General features: G+C 64.5%; 20 protein-coding genes, 1 tRNA gene and 1 other RNA gene. 8 read left to right on the forward strand and 14 right to left on the reverse strand.

Features of this window, described 5'->3' with window-relative positions; translation table 11 throughout:
• Positions 1–306: 306 nt before the first annotated feature.
• From B0G38_RS00260 to B0G38_RS00270, 3 genes are all read right to left on the reverse strand, one after another.
• A complete protein-coding gene (locus B0G38_RS00260; RefSeq protein ID WP_264667575.1) occupies positions 307–804 on the reverse strand; it encodes an SRPBCC family protein in 498 nt (165 codons plus the stop codon).
• 13 nt (positions 805–817) lie between these two features.
• Complete coding sequence (locus B0G38_RS00265; RefSeq protein ID WP_264667576.1) at positions 818–1150, reverse strand: ArsR/SmtB family transcription factor; 333 nt, start codon at positions 1148–1150, stop codon at positions 818–820.
• Positions 1151–1228: 78 nt separating this feature from the next.
• Entirely contained in the window at positions 1229–1879 is a 651-nt protein-coding gene (locus B0G38_RS00270) for a CG0192-related protein (protein WP_264667577.1), read from the reverse strand.
• Positions 1880–2027: 148 nt separating this feature from the next.
• Here B0G38_RS00270 and B0G38_RS00275 point away from each other — a divergent pair, with 148 nt between their 5' ends.
• From B0G38_RS00275 to B0G38_RS00285, 3 genes are all read left to right on the forward strand, one after another.
• The gene (locus B0G38_RS00275; RefSeq protein WP_264667578.1) at positions 2028–3503 is read left to right on the forward strand and encodes an amino acid permease; all 1476 of its coding nucleotides are present in this window, start codon (positions 2028–2030) and stop codon (positions 3501–3503) included.
• 16 nt (positions 3504–3519) lie between these two features.
• Positions 3520–4221, forward strand: coding sequence for a DsbA family oxidoreductase (locus B0G38_RS00280; RefSeq protein WP_264667968.1), 702 nt, complete (start codon positions 3520–3522; stop codon positions 4219–4221).
• Between the two features lie 81 nt (positions 4222–4302).
• Positions 4303–5508: an MFS transporter gene (locus B0G38_RS00285; RefSeq protein ID WP_264667579.1), complete on the forward strand. Its 1206-nt coding sequence runs from the start codon at positions 4303–4305 to the stop codon at positions 5506–5508.
• A gap of 3 nt (positions 5509–5511) precedes the next feature.
• Here B0G38_RS00285 and B0G38_RS00290 read toward each other — a convergent pair whose 3' ends face one another.
• From B0G38_RS00290 to B0G38_RS00310, 5 genes are all read right to left on the reverse strand, one after another.
• Positions 5512–6186, reverse strand: coding sequence for a LytR C-terminal domain-containing protein (locus tag B0G38_RS00290; protein ID WP_264667580.1), 675 nt, complete (start codon positions 6184–6186; stop codon positions 5512–5514).
• On the reverse strand, positions 6179–6478 hold the full coding sequence (locus B0G38_RS00295) for a type II toxin-antitoxin system VapB family antitoxin (protein WP_169992490.1): 300 nt from the start codon (positions 6476–6478) through the stop codon (positions 6179–6181). Before B0G38_RS00295 ends, B0G38_RS00290 begins: the two co-directional genes overlap by 8 nt.
• 73 nt (positions 6479–6551) lie before the next feature.
• Positions 6552–8234: a multicopper oxidase domain-containing protein gene (locus B0G38_RS00300; protein ID WP_264667581.1), complete on the reverse strand. Its 1683-nt coding sequence runs from the start codon at positions 8232–8234 to the stop codon at positions 6552–6554.
• Positions 8231–9814, reverse strand: coding sequence for a cupredoxin domain-containing protein (locus B0G38_RS00305; protein WP_264667582.1), 1584 nt, complete (start codon positions 9812–9814; stop codon positions 8231–8233). The genes B0G38_RS00300 and B0G38_RS00305 overlap by 4 nt, the downstream gene beginning before the upstream one ends.
• Positions 9807–10370 (reverse strand): hypothetical protein, encoded by a 564-nt coding sequence (locus B0G38_RS00310; protein WP_264667583.1) that lies wholly within the window; start codon positions 10368–10370, stop codon positions 9807–9809. The genes B0G38_RS00305 and B0G38_RS00310 overlap by 8 nt, the downstream gene beginning before the upstream one ends.
• A 227-nt stretch (positions 10371–10597) precedes the next feature.
• Here B0G38_RS00310 and B0G38_RS00315 point away from each other — a divergent pair, with 227 nt between their 5' ends.
• From B0G38_RS00315 to B0G38_RS00325, 3 genes are all read left to right on the forward strand, one after another.
• A complete protein-coding gene (locus B0G38_RS00315) occupies positions 10598–11509 on the forward strand; it encodes a Cof-type HAD-IIB family hydrolase (protein ID WP_264667584.1) in 912 nt (303 codons plus the stop codon).
• A gap of 101 nt (positions 11510–11610) precedes the next feature.
• On the forward strand, positions 11611–12639 hold the full coding sequence (locus B0G38_RS00320; RefSeq protein WP_264667585.1) for an isopenicillin N synthase family dioxygenase: 1029 nt from the start codon (positions 11611–11613) through the stop codon (positions 12637–12639).
• Between the two features lie 166 nt (positions 12640–12805).
• The gene (locus tag B0G38_RS00325; RefSeq protein WP_264667586.1) at positions 12806–13711 is read left to right on the forward strand and encodes an oxygenase MpaB family protein; all 906 of its coding nucleotides are present in this window, start codon (positions 12806–12808) and stop codon (positions 13709–13711) included.
• A 33-nt stretch (positions 13712–13744) separates the two neighbouring features.
• On the opposite strand, the gene B0G38_RS00330 is transcribed toward B0G38_RS00325, so the two are convergent.
• Positions 13745–14239 (reverse strand): DUF4188 domain-containing protein, encoded by a 495-nt coding sequence (locus B0G38_RS00330; RefSeq protein ID WP_264667587.1) that lies wholly within the window; start codon positions 14237–14239, stop codon positions 13745–13747.
• Positions 14240–14315: 76 nt separating this feature from the next.
• Here B0G38_RS00330 and B0G38_RS00335 point away from each other — a divergent pair, with 76 nt between their 5' ends.
• A complete protein-coding gene (locus B0G38_RS00335) occupies positions 14316–14879 on the forward strand; it encodes a TetR/AcrR family transcriptional regulator (RefSeq protein WP_264667588.1) in 564 nt (187 codons plus the stop codon).
• A gap of 71 nt (positions 14880–14950) precedes the next feature.
• Here the strand turns inward: B0G38_RS00335 and B0G38_RS00340 are convergent, their stop codons facing one another.
• The 5 genes from B0G38_RS00340 to B0G38_RS00360 all read right to left on the reverse strand — a co-directional run bounded on the left by B0G38_RS00340 (position 14951) and on the right by B0G38_RS00360 (position 17205).
• Entirely contained in the window at positions 14951–15397 is a 447-nt protein-coding gene (locus B0G38_RS00340) for a GT-D fold domain-containing glycosyltransferase (protein ID WP_264667589.1), read from the reverse strand.
• Positions 15361–15945 (reverse strand): GT-D fold domain-containing glycosyltransferase, encoded by a 585-nt coding sequence (locus tag B0G38_RS00345; protein ID WP_264667590.1) that lies wholly within the window; start codon positions 15943–15945, stop codon positions 15361–15363. Before B0G38_RS00345 ends, B0G38_RS00340 begins: the two co-directional genes overlap by 37 nt.
• Before the next feature lie 172 nt (positions 15946–16117).
• Positions 16118–16202, reverse strand: a tRNA-Ser gene (locus tag B0G38_RS00350).
• Between the two features lie 211 nt (positions 16203–16413).
• Entirely contained in the window at positions 16414–16809 is a 396-nt protein-coding gene (locus B0G38_RS00355) for an SDR family oxidoreductase (RefSeq protein WP_264667591.1), read from the reverse strand.
• 75 nt (positions 16810–16884) lie between these two features.
• Positions 16885–17205 carry an SDR family NAD(P)-dependent oxidoreductase gene (locus B0G38_RS00360; RefSeq protein WP_264667592.1) on the reverse strand — a complete coding sequence of 107 codons (321 nt, stop codon included), beginning with the start codon at positions 17203–17205 and terminating at the stop codon, positions 16885–16887.
• A gap of 303 nt (positions 17206–17508) precedes the next feature.
• Here B0G38_RS00360 and ffs point away from each other — a divergent pair.
• An RNA gene (ffs, locus tag B0G38_RS00365) (signal recognition particle sRNA small type) lies at positions 17509–17604 on the forward strand.
• Positions 17605–17646 lie beyond the last annotated feature (42 nt).

Genomic DNA, 17646 nt, shown 5'->3' on the forward strand with positions numbered 1-17646 from the left:
CGGTCCATCATTCGCCACAGTTTGCCCGAAAGCCGGGCGGACCGGATGGCTGTGCGGAAGCAATAACTAAATGAATAGGAGGATGCCCCGGGCCATACGGTCCGGGGCATCGTCTTACCGGCGTCCGTTGCGTTCGGCGAAGCGGTCAAGGGCAGTTAGCACCTCGGGAGACCGCCACATCTTTCCCCGCCAGCGCATATTCCGGCCGGGCCCCATTTCCGGAGTCCCGGGCGCCATCCGACGATCCCGTCGAGTTAACATCATCACTTGACTCGGAAGTGATGATTCGACACCCACGCTGGGTGCTCAGATGGGAGCCGGCGCGGCGATGACGGCGTCGATCTGGCCCATGGCCTCCTTCATTCCCTCTTCCATGCCCATTGCGAGCATCTTCTGCAGCTGCTCGGCAGACTCGAAACCGGACACCGTGGTCATTCGGGTCTTGCCGTCGATATTTTCCAGGGTTACGGCGGCGTGGGTGATGCCCATGTCGTCCACAGGTGCCCAGTTCTCGTCGGCGAACCCGTCGTCGAACTCCAACCGGTTGGGCGCTTCGATGGCGGTGAATTTCCACCACCCGCGGGCCTTCTCTCCTTCGGGTCCGGTCATGTAGTAGTTGGCCTTGCCACCGGGCTCGAACTCATGCTTTTCGAAGGTGGCGGGCCAGGTGGGCGGACCCCACCAGCGCTCGAGCTGGCGCGGATCCTCCCAGATCTGCCAGACGCGCTCAACACTTGCGTCGAACTCCGCGACGATGGTGAAGCGCAGCGCTTCGACGTCCTTTTCCGAACTGATAACCGGCATGATGGTGCCCTTTCTATCCCTCAGCGAGAATGTCGTCGATCCGGGCAACACGCTGTTGCCAGATCTCCTCGTAGTCATCGAGCAGCCGCCGCGCCCTTCTCAACCCTTCGAGATGAATCCGCACCATCTGCTCTCTTCCGCGCTTCTCCTTGGTGACAAGGGAAGCCCGCTCCAGCACCGCCACATGTTTTTGTACGGCGGCAAAACTCATGGCGTATTCGGCAGCCAACCCCGAAACGGAATACTCGCCGGTGAGGACCCGGGCGACAATGTCGCGGCGGGTGGCGTCGGCGAGCGCCTGGAACAGGCGGTCCAACTCGGAATCGGAAACTTGATCTACAACCATTTGGTTGTAGATTAGTCCTCCCTGGCAGCAGGGTCAATAGGTAGTGTCTGCCGAAAATTGGGGAGTGAAAATTGGGAGTTACGGAATGGAGGCCAGAACCACCGGAGGGTGACCACCCCAGGTTCCGGTGAGGGTATTCCCGTGAGTGCCGGGTTCATCCGCCACGGGGATGCGGTACAGCGAAAGGGCCAGCAGTCCGGCAGTGATGGTGGTGACGGCACCCATGGTGGCGGGCACCGCCGTCGTAATTTGCGGGACTTCGGTGCCGGACGTGCCGCTGCCGCGCACGGTGACCGAACGCTCCAGGGGTTCGAGCGTGCCGTCTTTGTCGAGGAACTGCTCGGCCTCGGTGCCGCCCTGCAGAATTGCCGTGGCGAGTGCTGCCGCGAAGACCGGGTCGCCGCAGGCGTCGTAGATCCAGCGCTTGCCGAGCACGGAGTGTTCCATGGTGCCGGCGAGCCACGGTTCGGCGCCGTCCAGCGGTGCGCCGCGGTACGTCAGCGGCACCTGCAGGATGGTTCCGTCGTCGAGGCGCAGCAGGTGCACTTCCATCCCGATGTCGCCGGTGGGGTCGTCGAAGCGGTACGCGCCGATGGGCTCCAGCGTTAGGGGCTCCCCTGCCTCCGTACCCTGCTCCCCTATGTGCGGAAACCACGGCTGGCGGGGCAGCCATGATGCCAGGAGATCGATCTTGGAGGGATTCAGGACTGCGTCGTAAATAATGGCCATTCCAGAAGCGTACGAGACTTCCTTTGCGCTGTGGGGTTGGCCACTGGAACCGCCGTCTGTGAGATTGGCCCAGCAGGACGGGAGTAACATTAAGCGGCCGCCTTTTTCTTTCCGGCCCTCCCCTTTCGTGAAACTAGGTACGTTTCCCATGGCACAATTTGCCCAGGCACTCGCGCGCGGTCTGACAGTCCGCCACATCCGGTTCATGGCGCTCGGCTCGGCCATCGGCACCGGGCTGTTTTACGGCTCGGCCGCCGCCATCCAGGCTGCCGGCCCGGCCGTCCTGCTGGCCTACGCGATCGGCGGCGCCGCAGTCTTCCTGGTCATGCGGGCCTTGGGCGAGATGGCCGTGCGGCATCCGGTGTCCGGCTCCTTCGGGCAGTACGCGAGCCGCTATCTGGGCCCGTTCGCCGGCTTCATCACCGGCTGGACCTTCGCGTTCGAGATGGCGATCGTGGCGATTGCCGATGTGACGGCGTTCGGCATCTACATGGGCTTCTGGTTCCCGGACGTACCGCGCTGGATCTGGATCCTCGCCGTCGTCTGCCTCATCGCCGCGCTGAACCTAATGCGGGTCAAGGTGTTCGGCGAGACCGAGTTCTGGCTGTCGATCATCAAGGTCGCCGCCATTATCGCGATGATCGCCGGCGGCGCCGCGATTGTGGTGTTCGGCTTCGGGCTGCCCGACGCGGCGAACCCCGGGCTGGGGACGATGCTCGCCTCGGGCGGTTTCTTCGCCAACGGTTTCTGGGGCCTTCTGGCTTCCTTCTCCATTGTGATGTTCGCCTTCGGCGGGATCGAGACCATCGGCATCACCGCGGGCGAGGCAGAGAACCCGAAGAAGGCCATTCCGGCGGCGATCAACACCGTGCCGGTGCGCATCCTGCTCTTCTACGTATGCACGCTCGGTGTGCTCATGATGATCTTCCCGTGGAACCAGATCGACGGCGAGACCAGCCCGTTTGTACAGATCTTCGACGCGCTGGGCATTCCCGCCGCCGCGCACATCCTGAACGCCGTGGTCATCACCGCCGCGATTTCGGCCATCAACTCGGACACGTTCGGGGCCGGCCGGATGATGTACGGACTGGCGCAGCAGGGCCACGCGCCGGCTTCGTTCGCGCGGATCTCCCGGCACGGAGTGCCGTGGATGACGGTGGCGACGATGACGGCGGTACTGCTGGTCGGCGTCGTCCTCAATGTGCTGCTGCCCGAATCCCTGTTCCTGATCATCGCCTCGATCGCCACGTTCGCAACCGTGTGGGTGTGGCTGATGATCCTGCTCTCGCACATCGCCATGAAGCGCGAGATTGCGCGGAAGAACATGCCGGCCTCCGAGTTCGGCGTGCCGTTCTGGCCGGTGGCGTCCTACGCGGCGCTGGCGTTCATGGTGTTCGTAGTGGTGCTGCTGGGCATCATGCCGGACACCCGTGTGGCCCTGGTTGTCGGGGTTGGGTGGATCGCGGTGCTGTTCGTGGCGTACCACGTCGGGGTCAAGGGCAAGGGCCATGTGCGGGCCGAACTGGTGGACGAAACCGGACAGGTCGGCGAGACTCCGGAGCGCTACCATGCTCGTCGGGATGCCGAGACCGGCACCGTCCGGCCGGAATACATCGACCGCTAGGAATGTTGACGTGTCCATGAAGATTGAGATCTGGTCCGACATTGCCTGCCCCTGGTGCTTCATCGGAAAGCGCCGCTTCGAGAAAGCCCTCGAGAAGTTCGAGCACAAGGACCAGATAGACGTCCAGTGGCGCAGCTACCAGCTGGACCCCACCCTGCCGGCGCACTATGACGGCACGGAGACCGAGTACCTGAGCCAGATGAAGGGCATGCCGCAGGACCAGGTCCGCCAGATGTTCGCGCATGTCACGGAGCAGGCCGCCGGCGAAGGCCTGGCCTACGATTTCGACAAGATCGTGGTGGCCAACAGCTTTACTGCGCACCGCTTCCTGCACCTGGCCAAGGCGCACAACCTGGACGCGCAAGCCAAGGAAGCGCTGCTGTCCGGCCATTTCGAACATGGCGAAGACATTGGCGACGTTGAGTATCTGGTGCGCACCGGCGTCGTACTTGGTATGAACGAGGCGGAAATCCGCGAGGCGCTCGAGGGCGACCGCTACACCGAGGACGTACAGGCGGACATCGCCGAGGCCCGTGCGCTCGGCGTGACCGGCGTGCCGTTCTTCGTGCTGGACCGTAAGTACGGGATCTCGGGCGCGCAGCCCACGGAGAGCTTCAGCCAGGCGCTGGCGCAGGCCTGGGCGGAACGCAATCCGCTCACCGTGCTTTCCGGAAACAACGACGACGGCGCCACCTGCGGCCCGGACGGCTGCAACTAACCGCACCCCTAGACCGGGGATAATTGCTGATGGGCCGGGAGCTTTCCCGGCCCATCAGCGTGTGGGCGAAGGGAACAGTGCATGAGCGGGAGCGGCCGGCAGTCCGGACAGCTCTGGACTAAGGACTTCGTTCTCGCGATCGCCGTCAACCTGTTCATCTCGATGGTCTTCTACCTGCTGATGACCTCGATGGCGCTCTACGCGGTGGAGCGGTTCCGGGCCTCTGACACCTTGGCCGGCCTGGCCTCCAGCTCCTTCATCATCGGCTCGGTGATGGCGCGGATTTTCGCCGGCTGGCTGCTCGATGTGGTGGGCCGACGCCGGTTGCTGCTGGCGGCGCTGCTGGTCTTCGTTGCCGCCTCACTGCTCTACATTCCGGCGGGCTCGCTGCCGCTGCTGCTGGCGCTGCGCATCATCCACGGCATGGCCTTCGGCGCTGGGAGCACCGCCGTCGCCGCCTCGGTACAGGCACTCATCCCGCCGGCGAGGCGGAGCGAGGGGACGGGTTACTTCGGCCTGTCGACCACGCTGTCCATCGCGCTGGGGCCGTTCCTGGCGGTGCTGCTCTCGGCCAGCGGCAGTTACACCGGCCTGTTCTTATTCTGTGCGGCGTGCTCGGTGGCCGCGTTCCTGATCGCCCTGACCATCCGCCTGCCGGAGCTGCCACAGCGGTCCGGACGAAAACGCGGAACCGGCCGGCGACGAATCTCGCTGGCCGCGGTGCTCGAACCGGACGCGCTACCGGTCTCAACGGTCATTCTGGCCTGCGGCGTGGCCTACTCCGGCTTCCTGGCCTTCCTCACCTCGTATGCACTCGAGCAGGGAATCGCCTCCGCAGCGAGCATGTTCTTCCTGGTCTACGCAGTGGCCGTGCTGGTCTCGCGCCTGTTCGTGGGCCGGATCCACGACCGCCGGGGCGACAACGCAGTTATCTACCCCGCACTGGCCGTCTTCGCGGCGGGCCTCGGGTTGCTCGCCCTGGAGCCGGCCGTGTGGTCCATCGCCGCGGCCGGCGCGCTCAGCGGCCTCGGCTTCGGCACGTTGACACCCAGCGTTCAAGCCATTGCGGTTACCGAGGCGCCCGAAATGCGCCTCGGCACGGCGACTTCCACCTTCTACCTGATGCTCGACCTGGGAGTCGGCGTGGGACCGGTGGTTCTCGGCGCCCTCCTGCCGTTGACGGGCTACCAAGGAATGTTCGGTGCGCTGTGCGTCCTGGTGCTTGCCGCCGTCGTGCTTTATTACGTGGTCCACGGCAGCAAGCACCGTCCGCCCAGGGCCGCCTGAATCCTACTTGGCGACCTTGCTGGGTTCCGGCGAGAGCCGCGGACAGCTCAAGGGCCCCGCAGTCAGGTCCACACGGTCTTCGGGCACGAGCTGCTTGAACTCCTTTCCGAGCACGACGTCCACGCTGGCGTCGGCGCGCTGATCCGCAACGTATTCCGTTTCTGGAATGTTCCGCTGCAGGTTGAAGGCGTTGGCCTCCCCGGCAGGACCGGAAATGACGACGGCGGTGACGCCGCTATGGCTTATCCGTTTCGAGGCGACTTCGCCGATCTGGTAACCGCGTTTGGCAAGCAGGCCGGAGGTCTGGCCAGCCAGGCCTTCCTCCTGCGTGCCGTTATATACGTTGACGGTAATGGAATCGGTCGGCGGGTATTCGTGCACGGCTGCAGGGCACGTCGCCTCCGGTGCCGGGGTATGGGACCAGCCCGGAATCTTGAAGTCGCCGCGCACCACAGCCAGGGCAGTAAGGACGGCGGCAATGATGAGAGCCACCAGCAGCGTCAGGACAACTCCGTGCAGGATCTTCCGGTGGGTATAGACCTCCGGCTTCTCCACTTCGCCGACGTCTGCGAAGACCTCGTCCAGATCGTCCTCGGTGATGATGTTGCGGCCCTGCAAGCGCAGTGTTTCCTTCGGTTTCCGCTTCGGCTTCCGGGGCAGGTGCGAGCGATTAGTCATCGATGACCAGCACCCGGGCGTGCAGGACCGCGCGCTGGTGCAGGGCTGTGCGGACCGCCCGGTGGAGGCCGTCTTCGAGGTACAACTTGCCCTGCCACTGGACCACGTGCGGGAACAGATCGCCGAAGAACGTGGAGTCCTCGGCCAGCAGGGCCTCCAGGTCGAGCGTGCTCTTGGTGGTGATGAGCTCATCGAGCCGGACCTGGCGCGGCGCTACGCTGGCCCAGTCCTTGGGGCTCTCGTAACCATGGTCAGGATATGGGCGGCTGTCGCCTACGGCTTTGAAGATCACCAATCCAGCGTAGAGAAGACACGCGCCGAACAAAACATTTCATCCGGCGCGTGCCCTTCTTGTACCCAAAAGGTTACGAGGCGGTCAGCGGGATAACGCGCTGGCCAATCACCTCGTCGCTGATCCAGTCCTTGAAGTCCAGCACCACCTGGTACTCCCCCGCCGCCGGCGGAAAGAGCAGCAGGTCATACCGCTCGGCGGAGCCAGATGCCAGCATGCTGGTCATCATCGGGTAGCCGGCCTCGCGGCAGGGCAGTGAGACGCCGTCCTTCTCATGGGTGTCGCGGTACGGCCGGCCATCGTGGGCGATGACCTCGGCCATGGCCACGGGGTTGCCGTACTTATCCTGGAACCGCAGCATGGTGGGCAGGTAGTTGGCGTTCAGCAGCCGCAGCAGGGTGGGTTTGCGCGTGTCGCCCTTCTTGTAGACGTTGGCGCGCAGCGACTTCATCGACCAAACCTTTTCCTTTCCACTGGGACGGCGCGCGAGCTCCCCGCCCAGCGCATAGAAATGTTTCGGCTGGAAGTGGTTCAGGCCCGCGTCTTCACCAGACAGACCGGCGGCGTGGTTCATGCCGTGCCAGCGCGTATCCAGGCTGTACGGGATCAGCAGCGCTTCGGTGTCGATGTCGTACTCCGGTCCGTCCACAAACGCCCGCCGGGCCCCCGGCGTGACAGGGAAGTCCTCATGCTCGATCGGGTCGATGATGAGCGGCCCGAACATGCCCATCTGGACGTGGAGGGTGGTATTCACATGGCAGTGATAGAAGTACGTCCCGGCCGTCCCGTAGTCGGCGACGCCCGGGCGGCCCTTCTCCGGCTGCCACTGGTAGGTGTAGTCCCCGGCGATCTCGAAGGAGGTGTGCCCGACCCCGTCGTTCCGGGGGTCCGGTTCCATACCGTGCCAGTGGATTGTGTGGTTGCCTTTGCTCGGGCTGAAATTGGCGTGGAAAATCTGGCCTTCCTTCGGCCTGACCAGCGGGCCGGGGAAGCACTTGCGCTGATCATCGGTTTCGAAGCTCCACATCTCCACTTCGGCACCATCGTCGAACCTCAGATCTGTCCCGTAAAAGTCGAGTTCGTAGCTGATATTCGGGGTCATCTTGAATTCGGTGACCGGTTTATCCTGCTCGTTCTGATTCGAGCTGAAGTCCACCTGGCTGTCGAAGATGTGCCTAGATTCCTCCTCCTGAACAGGAGGGTCCGGCTCCGGTTCAGGTTCCGGCTGGGCAGTTTCAGTCGGCGTCGGTTCGGCAGTTTCGGTGGGATCCGGTTCCGACGTTTCGATAGGTTCCGGCTCGATCGTCTCGGTCGGCTCGGGCTTGGGCGTCTCGGTTGGCGTCGGCGTGGCTGATGCCGTTGGTGCCGGCGTCGGCTTCGTCGTTTCGGTCGGCTTTGGAGTGGGCTTCGGCTTGCTGGCCTCTTCCTCCTCGCGGCGGCGCTTATCCTCGGCCGCCTGCTTCCGGCGTGCATCTTCCTCGCGCCGGCGTTTGGCCTCCTCGGCACGCTTCTTGGCTTCCGCCTCGCGCCGCTTCTTCGCCTCATCGGACTTGCGCTTGGCTTCGGCAGCGCGCTTCTTGGCTTCGGCCTCCCGCTTCTTCCGCGCCTCCGCGGCCCGCTTCTTCGCCTCGGCCTCGCGCTTGCGCCGGGCCTCCTGGTCCCGCTTCTTCTTGGCTGCGGCCTCTTTGCGCTTCTTCTCGGCGGCCTTCCGCTCCTGGAAGCTCAGCCTTCTGCCCGGGAGCAATGTTTCCATCATGATGTCGCTCCTTCGAGAGGCGCTTTAATGATCCAGTGTGAGGTCAGGCCGCCCGGGTACATGCCGCCGGCAGCGGTCTGGGAGGATTCGGAGTGGCAGTGCATGGGGTACGCCCAGTCGGTTTTCCTGTTGTCCCAGACCGGGTCGACCGCGTCCGGCGGCCGCTTGATCGGGATGATGGCCTCTTTGATCTCCATCCCCCTGACCTTGATGACGTCTTCCCACTGTTGGATGCAGACGTAGCCGCTCTCGTCCACATGGCCTTCGGTGCGGCCCCAGTCCTCGTTATTGCAGCGCACTGTCCACAGATGGTTGCCGTGGAAGTGCATCTGGTGGTAGACAATCCCGCAGTTGACGATGCGGACGAGTTGCCCGCCGCGCAGGGAGCCGATGGCCGAGCCTTCGGCGAACTCCCGGGCGTCGAACTGCCGCGGGTACCCCGAGATGGTGGTCTCCTCATCGGAGGCCCGGTTCAACTCCTCGTTGCGGGTCATGCCCATGGACTCGTAGCCGCTGCGGCCGTTGAGCGTGAAGTAGCGCGGCACGGCCTTCTGCCGGGCCGGATCCACGGTGCCGCCCTTGGCCTCGATGTTGGCCCATACCGGATCGACGGCGTGGCAGAGCCAGACCCACTGGCGTTCGAACTCGGCCGCGTCCAGTGAGATGCACCAGGCGTCCGACGGGTCCATGACCACCAGTGCACCGTAAAGACCCAGGGTCCGTTCCACCGGCTGATTGCCCGGATCGCTGTAAATGTAGACTCCGGGGTCCGGCGCCTTGAGCTCCAGCATGCCGTACTTGCCGGGGGCGATTTTGCCCGTGCTGACGTCTGCGCCGTCGTCGCCGGCCTTGTGGATGGCAAACTCGTGCTCTTTGGCCAGCCGGTTGTGGACCCGCAGCTTGATCTTGCTGCCGGTTTCGGCAACGATCACCCGCTCCGGCATGAAGCTGCCCCAGTGGGCCCTGCGGACATAATATTGGCCCGGATTGTGAGGATCCGGCCCCAGCGGCGTCGGCGTACCGCGGGGCGGTTCCGGTGCCCCCACCGGGTAGACGCGGCTGTCCACCCAGGTGTCGTCCTTCAGGAAGACCTTGGGCTTGATAGTGAGGCTGGGATTGGCGTCGTTCTTCTCTGTGGGGCGGTCGCCGAACCCGCGGAAGTAGACCAGCGAGTCATCCACCATCTTGAGGTAGCCCTCGTTGATATAGACATCAAGCACTTCCCGGTCCGATTCAAGCAGCTCTGCGTCAGGAGCTTCCGCTTCGTCGCTCGCCTCGTCAGTCGGCTTCAGGTCCTCAGCTTCACCGCTCGCATCGTCAGCCGGCTCCAGATCCTCAGCCTCTTCGGTGGCCACACCGGTCGCAACACCTGTCGCGACATCGGTCGGCTCCGGGGCCTCAGCCTCCTCGGCCGGCCTCGTGGTTCGCGCGTGGGCCGGCTGGGCACCGGCCAGCGCCAGCGCGCCGAGCCCCGCGGCAGCTCCGTATTTCACAAAGCTCCAGCGGCTCACCGGTGTGTTCTCCTCCAAGGGGGCACCGCCGTCGTTGTTTTGCTGGCTGTTGTTTTCGAACTCACCCATGATTGTTCTCCAACCATCCGGGCCGGCGAAGGACAGCGGGCAGTTCCAGGGCCAGCGGCGCGCCGTCCGACCACGGATCAGTGAATTCGGCCGAGAGCTGCTCGACGTCGGAGGGGACCAGGAAGCTGATCCAGAAGTTGTTGGTGGCACCTGGCTCCAAGGCGCCCTTGCCTGCGCCGGATGACCTGTTGGTGACAGTGGGTCCGTCGGGTCCCACCTTCAGCCGCAGCTGGCCGGGCGAGAAGAGGACCGGCCGGTCCATGCCGTTGTGGACTTCCAGCTGCAGCACCACATGGTCGCCCCACGTGAAGTTGGCCGGCTGGGTGCCGGACACGGCTGCGCCGCCATGATCATGGCCGGAACCTGCCGCACCGGTAGCGGCCGCGGTAGAACCCCCCGCGCCGGGCGCCTGCGGCATCCGCGACTGTCTTTCGGCAGCTGCGATGCGGACGGTCCCGAAGGACGTCCATACCCCGGAGCCGCGGCTGATCCCCCCGGTTTCTGCGGCGTTCTTCGAGGCTGCGAGAAGGCTGCCTCCGCCGATAATGCCGGCCACGCCGGCACCTACAAGTACTCCAAAAACCCTGCGCGTCAAGCCCGTTGGAACCTCGGTTCCCTCGGACTCAGGCGCGACAGTATGTTCCCCAACTACTGTCATCATTTCCGTATCCCCAACTACGTCTGGATGGTGTGGTCCCAACAGCTTGCCGCCAAAACCTTGGAGAAAACGTAGGGTCCGCCGGCGGACTTCGGCTCAGCGGGGCGGATAGAGATAATGAGAGCATGACTCTCACCGCCGGCACACCGCACCGCCCTTCCCAGCCACCCATCGGACTCCTGCTGGATGTGGATGGCCCGATTGCCAGCCCGGTCAGCCGCACCGTGCCGGCGAGCATTCTCGAGGCCCTGCTGACCATGGCCGCGAAGGGCTGGCCGGTGGTCTTCAACACGGGCCGCTCGGATGCCTTCATCCGCGAGCAGGTCATGGAGCCGATGCTGGCCGCCGGCATCCCCAGCGGCATCCGGTTCCACGCAGTCTGCGAGAAGGGCGCGGTCTGGTTCAGCTTCGGCGCAGAGGGCCCGGGCACCATCCACGTTGACCGCTCGCTGTCCGTCCCGCAGGACTACGCCGCGGAGATCCGGCAGCTGGTGGCGACCCGCTACTCCAGCCACATGTTCTTCGACGAGACCAAACACGCCATGGTCTCGGTGGAACAGGTCGTGGAGGCGGACAACCTCGAGTACCTGCGGCTGCAGGAAGAGTTCGACGCCGAGGCGCTGGCTTTGATGGGCAAGTTCAACTTGGGTGCCAGCCGGCTGGATCACCATGCACCGGACAGCGATGACCAGGTGGACTACCGGCTGGATCCGACCATCATCTCCACCGATATCGAATCGATCCGGCTGGGCAAGGACCTCGGCGCCCAGCGCGCCCTGGAAATGCTCGCGGCGGACGGGGTCATCCCGCACGCCTGGCGGACTATGGGCGATTCCCGCACCGACTACGCAATGGCGGACACGCTGCACTACAACGGGCATGCGGTGGTCCACGTGGACGTGCGGCCCGCGGACGGCATCCCGCAGAAGCCGTACCCGGTGCTGACCGCCGCGCATCTGGGTTTCCCGGACTCCATCCACGAGTACTCCGGCGGCGCTTTCCTGCGTACCTGGGCGGCCATCGCCCAGACGCTTTAAGCCGGGGTTTTGGGCTGGCCACTGAGCCCGGACTGGGGCAGAAAAACACATTTCGTAACCGACGCGCCGATGTCAAGTATGACGAGTGCTAGTCTGCGAGCATGTCAAACAACCAGGGGACCATACCTGTTCTAGACCTCCGAACAGCACGCCTCGAAGACGGTTCTTTCAACCCCGCCTTCGTCGACCAGCTGCGCGACGCCGCCCACCGGGTCGGGTTCTTCCAGATCACCGGCTATGGCGCCGGCGAGCACCAGGTGGCGGAGCTCTTCGACGCCATGCAGCGCTTCTTCAACCTGCCGCTCGATGAACGGTTGAAGCTGGACAACCGCAACTCGCCGCACTTTCGCGGCTATACCCGGATGGGCACCGAGCGCACCCAGGGCAAAGCGGATGCCCGCGAGCAGCTGGACTACTCGCCGGAGTCCGAGCCGGTCGCCGAATACACCGAGGACGAGAAGTACTGGCTGCTGCGCGGCCCGAACCAGTGGCCGGACCAGGTCCAACCGGATCTGCGCGAGAGGGCCATGGCCTGGGCGGACCTGATGTCCGCCGTGGGCCGGGAACTGCTCTCCGGCATCGGTGTGGGCCTCGGCCTTCCGGAGGACTACTTCGACGCTGCCTACGCCGGCAGCCCGCACTGGATGGGCAAGCTGGTGCACTACGTCGGCGGCGTCGTCGAGGATGCCGGGGACCAGGGCGTGGGCATCCACGCCGACTACGGCTTCATCACGCTGCTGCTGCAGGATCAGGTGGGCGGCCTTGAGGTCCAGCCTCCCGGCACCACCGAATGGCTCCCCGTCGAGCCGATCGAAGGCGCTCTAGTGGTGAACCTGGGCGAGATGCTGGAGGTGGCCACGGAAGGCTACATCACCGCCACGATCCACCGCGTGCAGGCCCCGCCGCCCGGCGTGGACCGCTACTCGGTACCGTTCTTCTGGTCGCCGCGCCTGGACGCCGTGATTGACCCGATCCCGCTGCCGGACGAGCTGAAGTCCGAGTCCCGCGGCCTCTCGGACGATCCGAACAACCCGATGCTGGCCAGCTTCGGCCTCAACATGCTCAAGGGCCGGCTGCGCGCCCACCCGGACGTGACCGAAAAGTACTACCCCGAGCTGCTCGCCAAGTAGCTTCAAGCGCCTTTTCGACCTTCTTGACTGGCGCCTCTCCAACCCCGCGTACGACGTCGGGTGCCCGGTCTACGTTCGCCGGTCACCCGGCGTCGTGCTTTGGTTAATCAGCGGCAATCCGTCCGGTGGCGATGACAGCTGGTGCCGCCCGTTCAATAATGAAGGCATGGGCGCACTAATGGCGCTGCGGCGCGAGCTCCGGAAAACCTTGTCGGCTACCGGCGGGGAGGTTCCGCAGTGGGCTCTGGATCTCGCCGAGGGGAAGGACGAAGGATTCTTCGCCCCAGGTTCGGCCGTCTGGACCGTACATGGTTCCGTAACCACGCTGGTAGGAGGGATCAGGGCGCTGCTGGTGCAATCGCTGCATCCGGGCGCATTGGCCGGTGTGGACGATTTCTCCATGTACCGTGAACGGCCGCTGGTCCGGCTGGCGTCCACCAGTCGCTGGATCATGACGGTCACCTACGGGGACACGGCGGCGGCGCACATCGCCTGCGAGCGCATCCTGAAACTGCACGAAAGGGTCCGCGGCACCTACACGGATGCCCGCGGAGCAACGCGCAGTTACTACGCCAATGATCCTGATCTGCTCAGCTGGGTACATCTGGCCTTCGTCGAGGCCTTCCTGGCCGCGCATTCTGCCTATGAAAAACCGATACCGGGCGGGCAGGACCCGTACGTCGCCGGGTGGGCCAAAGCCGGTGAGCTGATGCAGGTTCCCCATCCGCCCCGGACCCGGACGGAACTGGATGAGCAACTGGCAGCTTTTCGTCCGGAACTGCTGCATGATGCCAAGGTGGCGGAGGCAGTGGAGTTCATCCGCCATCCGCCGCTCCCCCGCTCCCAGCGCCTCGGCTACCGGATCCTGTTCGCTGGCGCGGTCAACACGCTGGAGCCGCACTATTTGGATCTGCTAGGCCTGAAGAAGCCTTCGCTTGGCCCGTTCCCGCTTCCGGTGCGTCCGGCTACCCGGCTGGTGCTGGCCTTTGTGCGGCTGGGCCTCGGCCCGAGACCACCGAGCGAAATCTCTGCCCGCCGCCGGATCTCCCGGCTGTCCCAGCAGAATGCCTGAATGTCAGGCCGGATCCCCGGTACCCGAGAGGACTCAGATCTTGGCGGGCTTCTGCCGCCCCATCCGCTGCCGCGCCGTATTGCCGCCGCGGCCGATCGGTGCGCTGTTGGTCGCAGCGCCCAGGCCGAAGGGCGGCATGTCGCTGTAAACAGACTCCTGGTCTCGCACAGCAACCTGGTAGGTCTCGTGCCATACCCCGATGTCGCCGCTGCCGGCCGATTCCCGCATGAATTTGCGCCAGGGTTCAAGATGCGGCGCGGTCCGGTCCGCGGCGAACCGCTGGATGTGCTCGGGGCTTTCCCAGTAACTGAGCATGATGGTGGTCCTGCCGAACCATGAATGGAAGCCCAGCAGACCTGCTTCCGGCGTGGCCACCAAGTGGTTGAGCATGCGCGCCATGGCCGTTGACATGGGCAGCAGCTTGCCGAATTTCCACCAGCGGTTGGCCCGCATGCCGATCAGGAAAACCGTCACGGTGTCTGTCTCCGGGACCGCGGTAAACCTTCCGGGAATAACACTCTGGCCCATGGCCTTCTCCTACGTTCTTGGTGCCGCTTCATTTCGTAACGGCGTTATAAAACAATGTTATGGAACAATGGGGGCTATGGCAAGACCTACTGTTTATGATTCCGAACTGCGGCAGCGGCTCATCGAGACCACTGCGAACCTCATGGCGGAGCGGGGACCCAGCCGGGTAGCGTTGCGTGATGTGGCAGCAGCAGCCAACACATCGACGACGGCGGTCTACTCGCTTTTCGGCGGCAAGTCGCAGCTGCTGACAGCAGTGGTCGACGACGCCTTCCGCTCGTTCGGGGATTCCCAACGGGCCGCCTCGCCCCGCGGCCTGGCGGCACTCGGCAGGGCTTACCGCCAATGGGCCCTGGATCACCCTGCGTTCTACGCGCTGATGTTCGGCTCCGCAGCCGCGCAGACCCCCTGCGAACCTAGTCCGGACGCCTCCGCGAACTCGATCCAGCCCCTATACGAGGCAGTCGGCAAAGCACTCGCCGCGGCCGGATCCGAAGAATCCGTGTCGCTGGTTGCCGCAGCCATTTGGGGCCAGGTCCATGGGCTCGTCAGCCTCGAACTCGCCAACGTCCCCGGAACCGACTGGGCCGCTGCCTATGAAACGGCGCTCCGTGCCATCGAGCGCACCTACCCCGTATAGTCACCCGGGTCCGGCCGCGCCGGTTGGGGACCTGCGTGACCTGGGGACCGGCTAGGGCAACAGCATCCCGGCTACTTGGCGGTGACCTCGGCCGCAACCCGACGTGCAGTCGGCATTTCCTCCGGCAGGGCGGCACCCTCAAGAACGTTCAGGTAACTTGCCGACAGGTGTCCGATATCCAAAGCCTGCACTCCGCGCGCGGCGAGCATGTCTGCCGCCACCGTCGCCGCGGGCCCCAGCGAGAGCAACGCCAGATCCAGCCCGGAGGCAACAACCTGGTCCACCAGTCGGGGCAGATCGTCGAAGGCGTCCGTCGGCTTCGAGAAGAACTCCGTAGAACTGCGCAGCGAGCCAAACAAGGGGTCGATCAGGTCGAAGCGGGAACCTTCGCCGGTAATCACGGCTGCATCCCGGCCGGCCCAGACAGACCGCCACGCCTCCACGGCGTCCTGACCGTATTCGTCGAACATGGCAGGGCGGGTCACATGGCTGTTGCCGAAACGTTCCTGTGTTGCCACCAGCGGCCCGACGAAATGCCAGGTCTCCGCAAACACGATGGACCAGTGCAGCCCCAGGAACACCTGCGCATTCCAAGCAAAGTGTCGGGATGGGGCGACACCAGGACGCTCTTCAGCGCGGTCATCAGCTCCGGTGAGTTCTTATGGAACTTCAGCTTGTGCTCGCGGCGGTACATCAGACGGAACTCTCCGTCGCCGAACCGCGCAAAGCTCTTACGCTCGTCACGGATGACCGCCAACGTCTCCAGGTGATCCAACTGCTTGGCCTGCATCACCTCAGCAATGTCCTGGCGGATAGGCGCCATGACGGCTCCGCGGATGTTCTCCGCGATCGTACGCGTGCGCTGGGCCTCCCAGTGCAGCTTCGCGATAACCTCGTCACGCTTCTTCTCGGTCTGGACGAGCGAATTCTGGGTCTGGACGAGCGACTTCAGCAGCTTGTTCTGCTCTTCAAGGAGCTTGATCTGCCGGTTGGCGGCGTCGACCGTCTTTTTTCGATGTTGGAGTGTTCCTGCAACGATCCGCCGCAGTACATCAACTTTCGACATAACGCTCCCTGCTTGTACGGCCAGCCCCGGCCGATGGTACGTATCACCGGATTTTAGCGCCAGTTGCGTCTAATCCCTGTTAGCCTCGGCGGGCCAACGCCGAATCGGCCAAAACAAGGCCGCCACTTAAAGAAAAAAGCCCCGCCACAGGGGCGAGGCTTTTTCCTATCCGCGGAGGATGGGGGATTTGAACCCCCGAGGGCGTGAACCCAACACGCGTTCCAGGCGTGCGCCATAGGCCGCTAGGCGAATCCTCCAGATGTTTTGCTCAACAAGAGCAGGTACAAGACTACCTGACCGTTTCCGAAAGTGGCGAATCGCGCGACCCACGTCACCAGGCACATCCGTTCGCTGCCGCTTTTCCTGTTTGCCGGAGCAACACCTGCGGCTATTCTCGGGCACAGTGACGGTTCCCGCCCCTTCTCCTCCGGGACTAATCGATCGCAGCGAGTCGCCTTCGGCGACTGCTCAGACGGATTCCCAGATGTCGTCGCCTCGCCACAGCGCGTCGTAGCCTCCGTCGACGAAGACGACCTGTCCCGTCATACGGGCGTTCTGCGCGGAGACGAGGAAGGCATGGACTGCGCCAATATGTTCGGCCTCGGCGACGCCGTTGTACGGGGCCGGCATAACCTGGGCTGCTAGGTTGCGCCCCTCCTCGGTGGAGAACAGGTCCTTCGTCATTCCGGTGCGCACCTGTCCCGGCCCGACGCCGTTGAGACCGATGCCGGCACCCGCGTACGCGTCGGTCGGCGCCATGCGGCGGATCCACCGGGACATCGCCCGCTTTGAGCTCGAATAGTTCGCGTAACCGACCTCAGGGCCCTGCTCGGCCAGCTCGCGCCCCGCGTGCCAACGCGGCATCGGCGTCGCCAGCGAGCAGCAGGTCGACGAGCTGCGGATCGTTCCCTTGCAGGGTCGCAGCCGAGCTCGTCACGCTCACGCGCGGCGCGTCCGACTTCGCCAGCAGAGCCGGAGGGACTCGATAAGCCGGACCGTGCCGAGGAAGTTGATTTTCGGTGACAGCTCGGTGGGAGCCGAGACACCCGCATTCGCGACCAGTCCATCGATGACGCCACCGGCCTTCTCGGCGACTGCGTTCGCTATCTGCGCGATCGAATCGGGGTCGCCCAGGTCGCCCGTGATGTCCCCTTCCTTGAGGTCGATGCGGAGGACAGTGTCCCCGCCGTCCTCGAGGATCTGCGAGGTCGCCTTACCGATTCCTGATGCCGCGCCGGTGACGACAATTGTGCGTGCCATAGTGCCTTCCTGAGCAAGACTGGTCGTGTCTCATGACAAGCGCGTTGCTGCGCTGCTTGTCACTTTAGCCCCGCCGGACGAAGTCCTTGCTGGTTAGTCTCAGTCGCAAGGACCTGAATCCGCGCTTCCGGAAACGTCTGTCCTTAGAGCTTGCCGAGTCGAAGAGGCTCCGTCTGCTCGATTGCCACGATCAGAACCGCTTCGTCCCCCGCGGGGACGCCTCGACGCCCCTCCGCCAAGGGCTGTCAACCCCTCCGCGATGGGCCGATTTTCAGCCACCCGGACATCTCGGGTAGACTATTGGACGGCCCCTCATGTGGTGTCATCCTGTGAACTCCCCCAGGACCGGAAGGTAGCAAGGGTAAGCGGGCTCTGGCAGGTGCATGAGGGGTCTTTTACGTCTATCCCCAGCGCCGGGATGCCTGATGCAAAGTACGAGCC

Origin of the sequence: Crystallibacter permensis (assembly GCF_025960875.1) — a bacterium.
Classification (GTDB): domain Bacteria; phylum Actinomycetota; class Actinomycetes; order Actinomycetales; family Micrococcaceae; genus Crystallibacter; species Crystallibacter permensis.

Bases quoted from the DNA above. Each gene is read 5' to 3' on its own strand.
- B0G38_RS00260 (WP_264667575.1), bottom strand. From the start codon at position 804: ATGCCGGTTATCAGTTCGGAAAAGGACGTCGAAGCGCTGCGCTTCACC.
- B0G38_RS00265 (WP_264667576.1), bottom strand. From the start codon at position 1,150: ATGGTTGTAGATCAAGTTTCCGATTCCGAGTTGGACCGCCTGTTCCAG.
- B0G38_RS00270 (WP_264667577.1), bottom strand. From the start codon at position 1,879: ATGGCCATTATTTACGACGCAGTCCTGAATCCCTCCAAGATCGATCTC.
- B0G38_RS00275 (WP_264667578.1), top strand. From the start codon at position 2,028: ATGGCACAATTTGCCCAGGCACTCGCGCGCGGTCTGACAGTCCGCCAC.
- B0G38_RS00280 (WP_264667968.1), top strand. From the start codon at position 3,520: ATGAAGATTGAGATCTGGTCCGACATTGCCTGCCCCTGGTGCTTCATC.
- B0G38_RS00285 (WP_264667579.1), top strand. From the start codon at position 4,303: ATGAGCGGGAGCGGCCGGCAGTCCGGACAGCTCTGGACTAAGGACTTC.
- B0G38_RS00290 (WP_264667580.1), bottom strand. From the start codon at position 6,186: ATGACTAATCGCTCGCACCTGCCCCGGAAGCCGAAGCGGAAACCGAAG.
- B0G38_RS00300 (WP_264667581.1), bottom strand. From the start codon at position 8,234: ATGATGGAAACATTGCTCCCGGGCAGAAGGCTGAGCTTCCAGGAGCGG.
- B0G38_RS00305 (WP_264667582.1), bottom strand. From the start codon at position 9,814: ATGGGTGAGTTCGAAAACAACAGCCAGCAAAACAACGACGGCGGTGCC.
- B0G38_RS00315 (WP_264667584.1), top strand. From the start codon at position 10,598: ATGACTCTCACCGCCGGCACACCGCACCGCCCTTCCCAGCCACCCATC.
- B0G38_RS00320 (WP_264667585.1), top strand. From the start codon at position 11,611: ATGTCAAACAACCAGGGGACCATACCTGTTCTAGACCTCCGAACAGCA.
- B0G38_RS00325 (WP_264667586.1), top strand. From the start codon at position 12,806: ATGGGCGCACTAATGGCGCTGCGGCGCGAGCTCCGGAAAACCTTGTCG.
- B0G38_RS00330 (WP_264667587.1), bottom strand. From the start codon at position 14,239: ATGGGCCAGAGTGTTATTCCCGGAAGGTTTACCGCGGTCCCGGAGACA.
- B0G38_RS00335 (WP_264667588.1), top strand. From the start codon at position 14,316: ATGGCAAGACCTACTGTTTATGATTCCGAACTGCGGCAGCGGCTCATC.
- B0G38_RS00345 (WP_264667590.1), bottom strand. From the start codon at position 15,945: ATGTCGAAAGTTGATGTACTGCGGCGGATCGTTGCAGGAACACTCCAA.
- B0G38_RS00355 (WP_264667591.1), bottom strand. From the start codon at position 16,809: ATGCCGCGTTGGCACGCGGGGCGCGAGCTGGCCGAGCAGGGCCCTGAG.
- B0G38_RS00360 (WP_264667592.1), bottom strand. From the start codon at position 17,205: ATGGCACGCACAATTGTCGTCACCGGCGCGGCATCAGGAATCGGTAAG.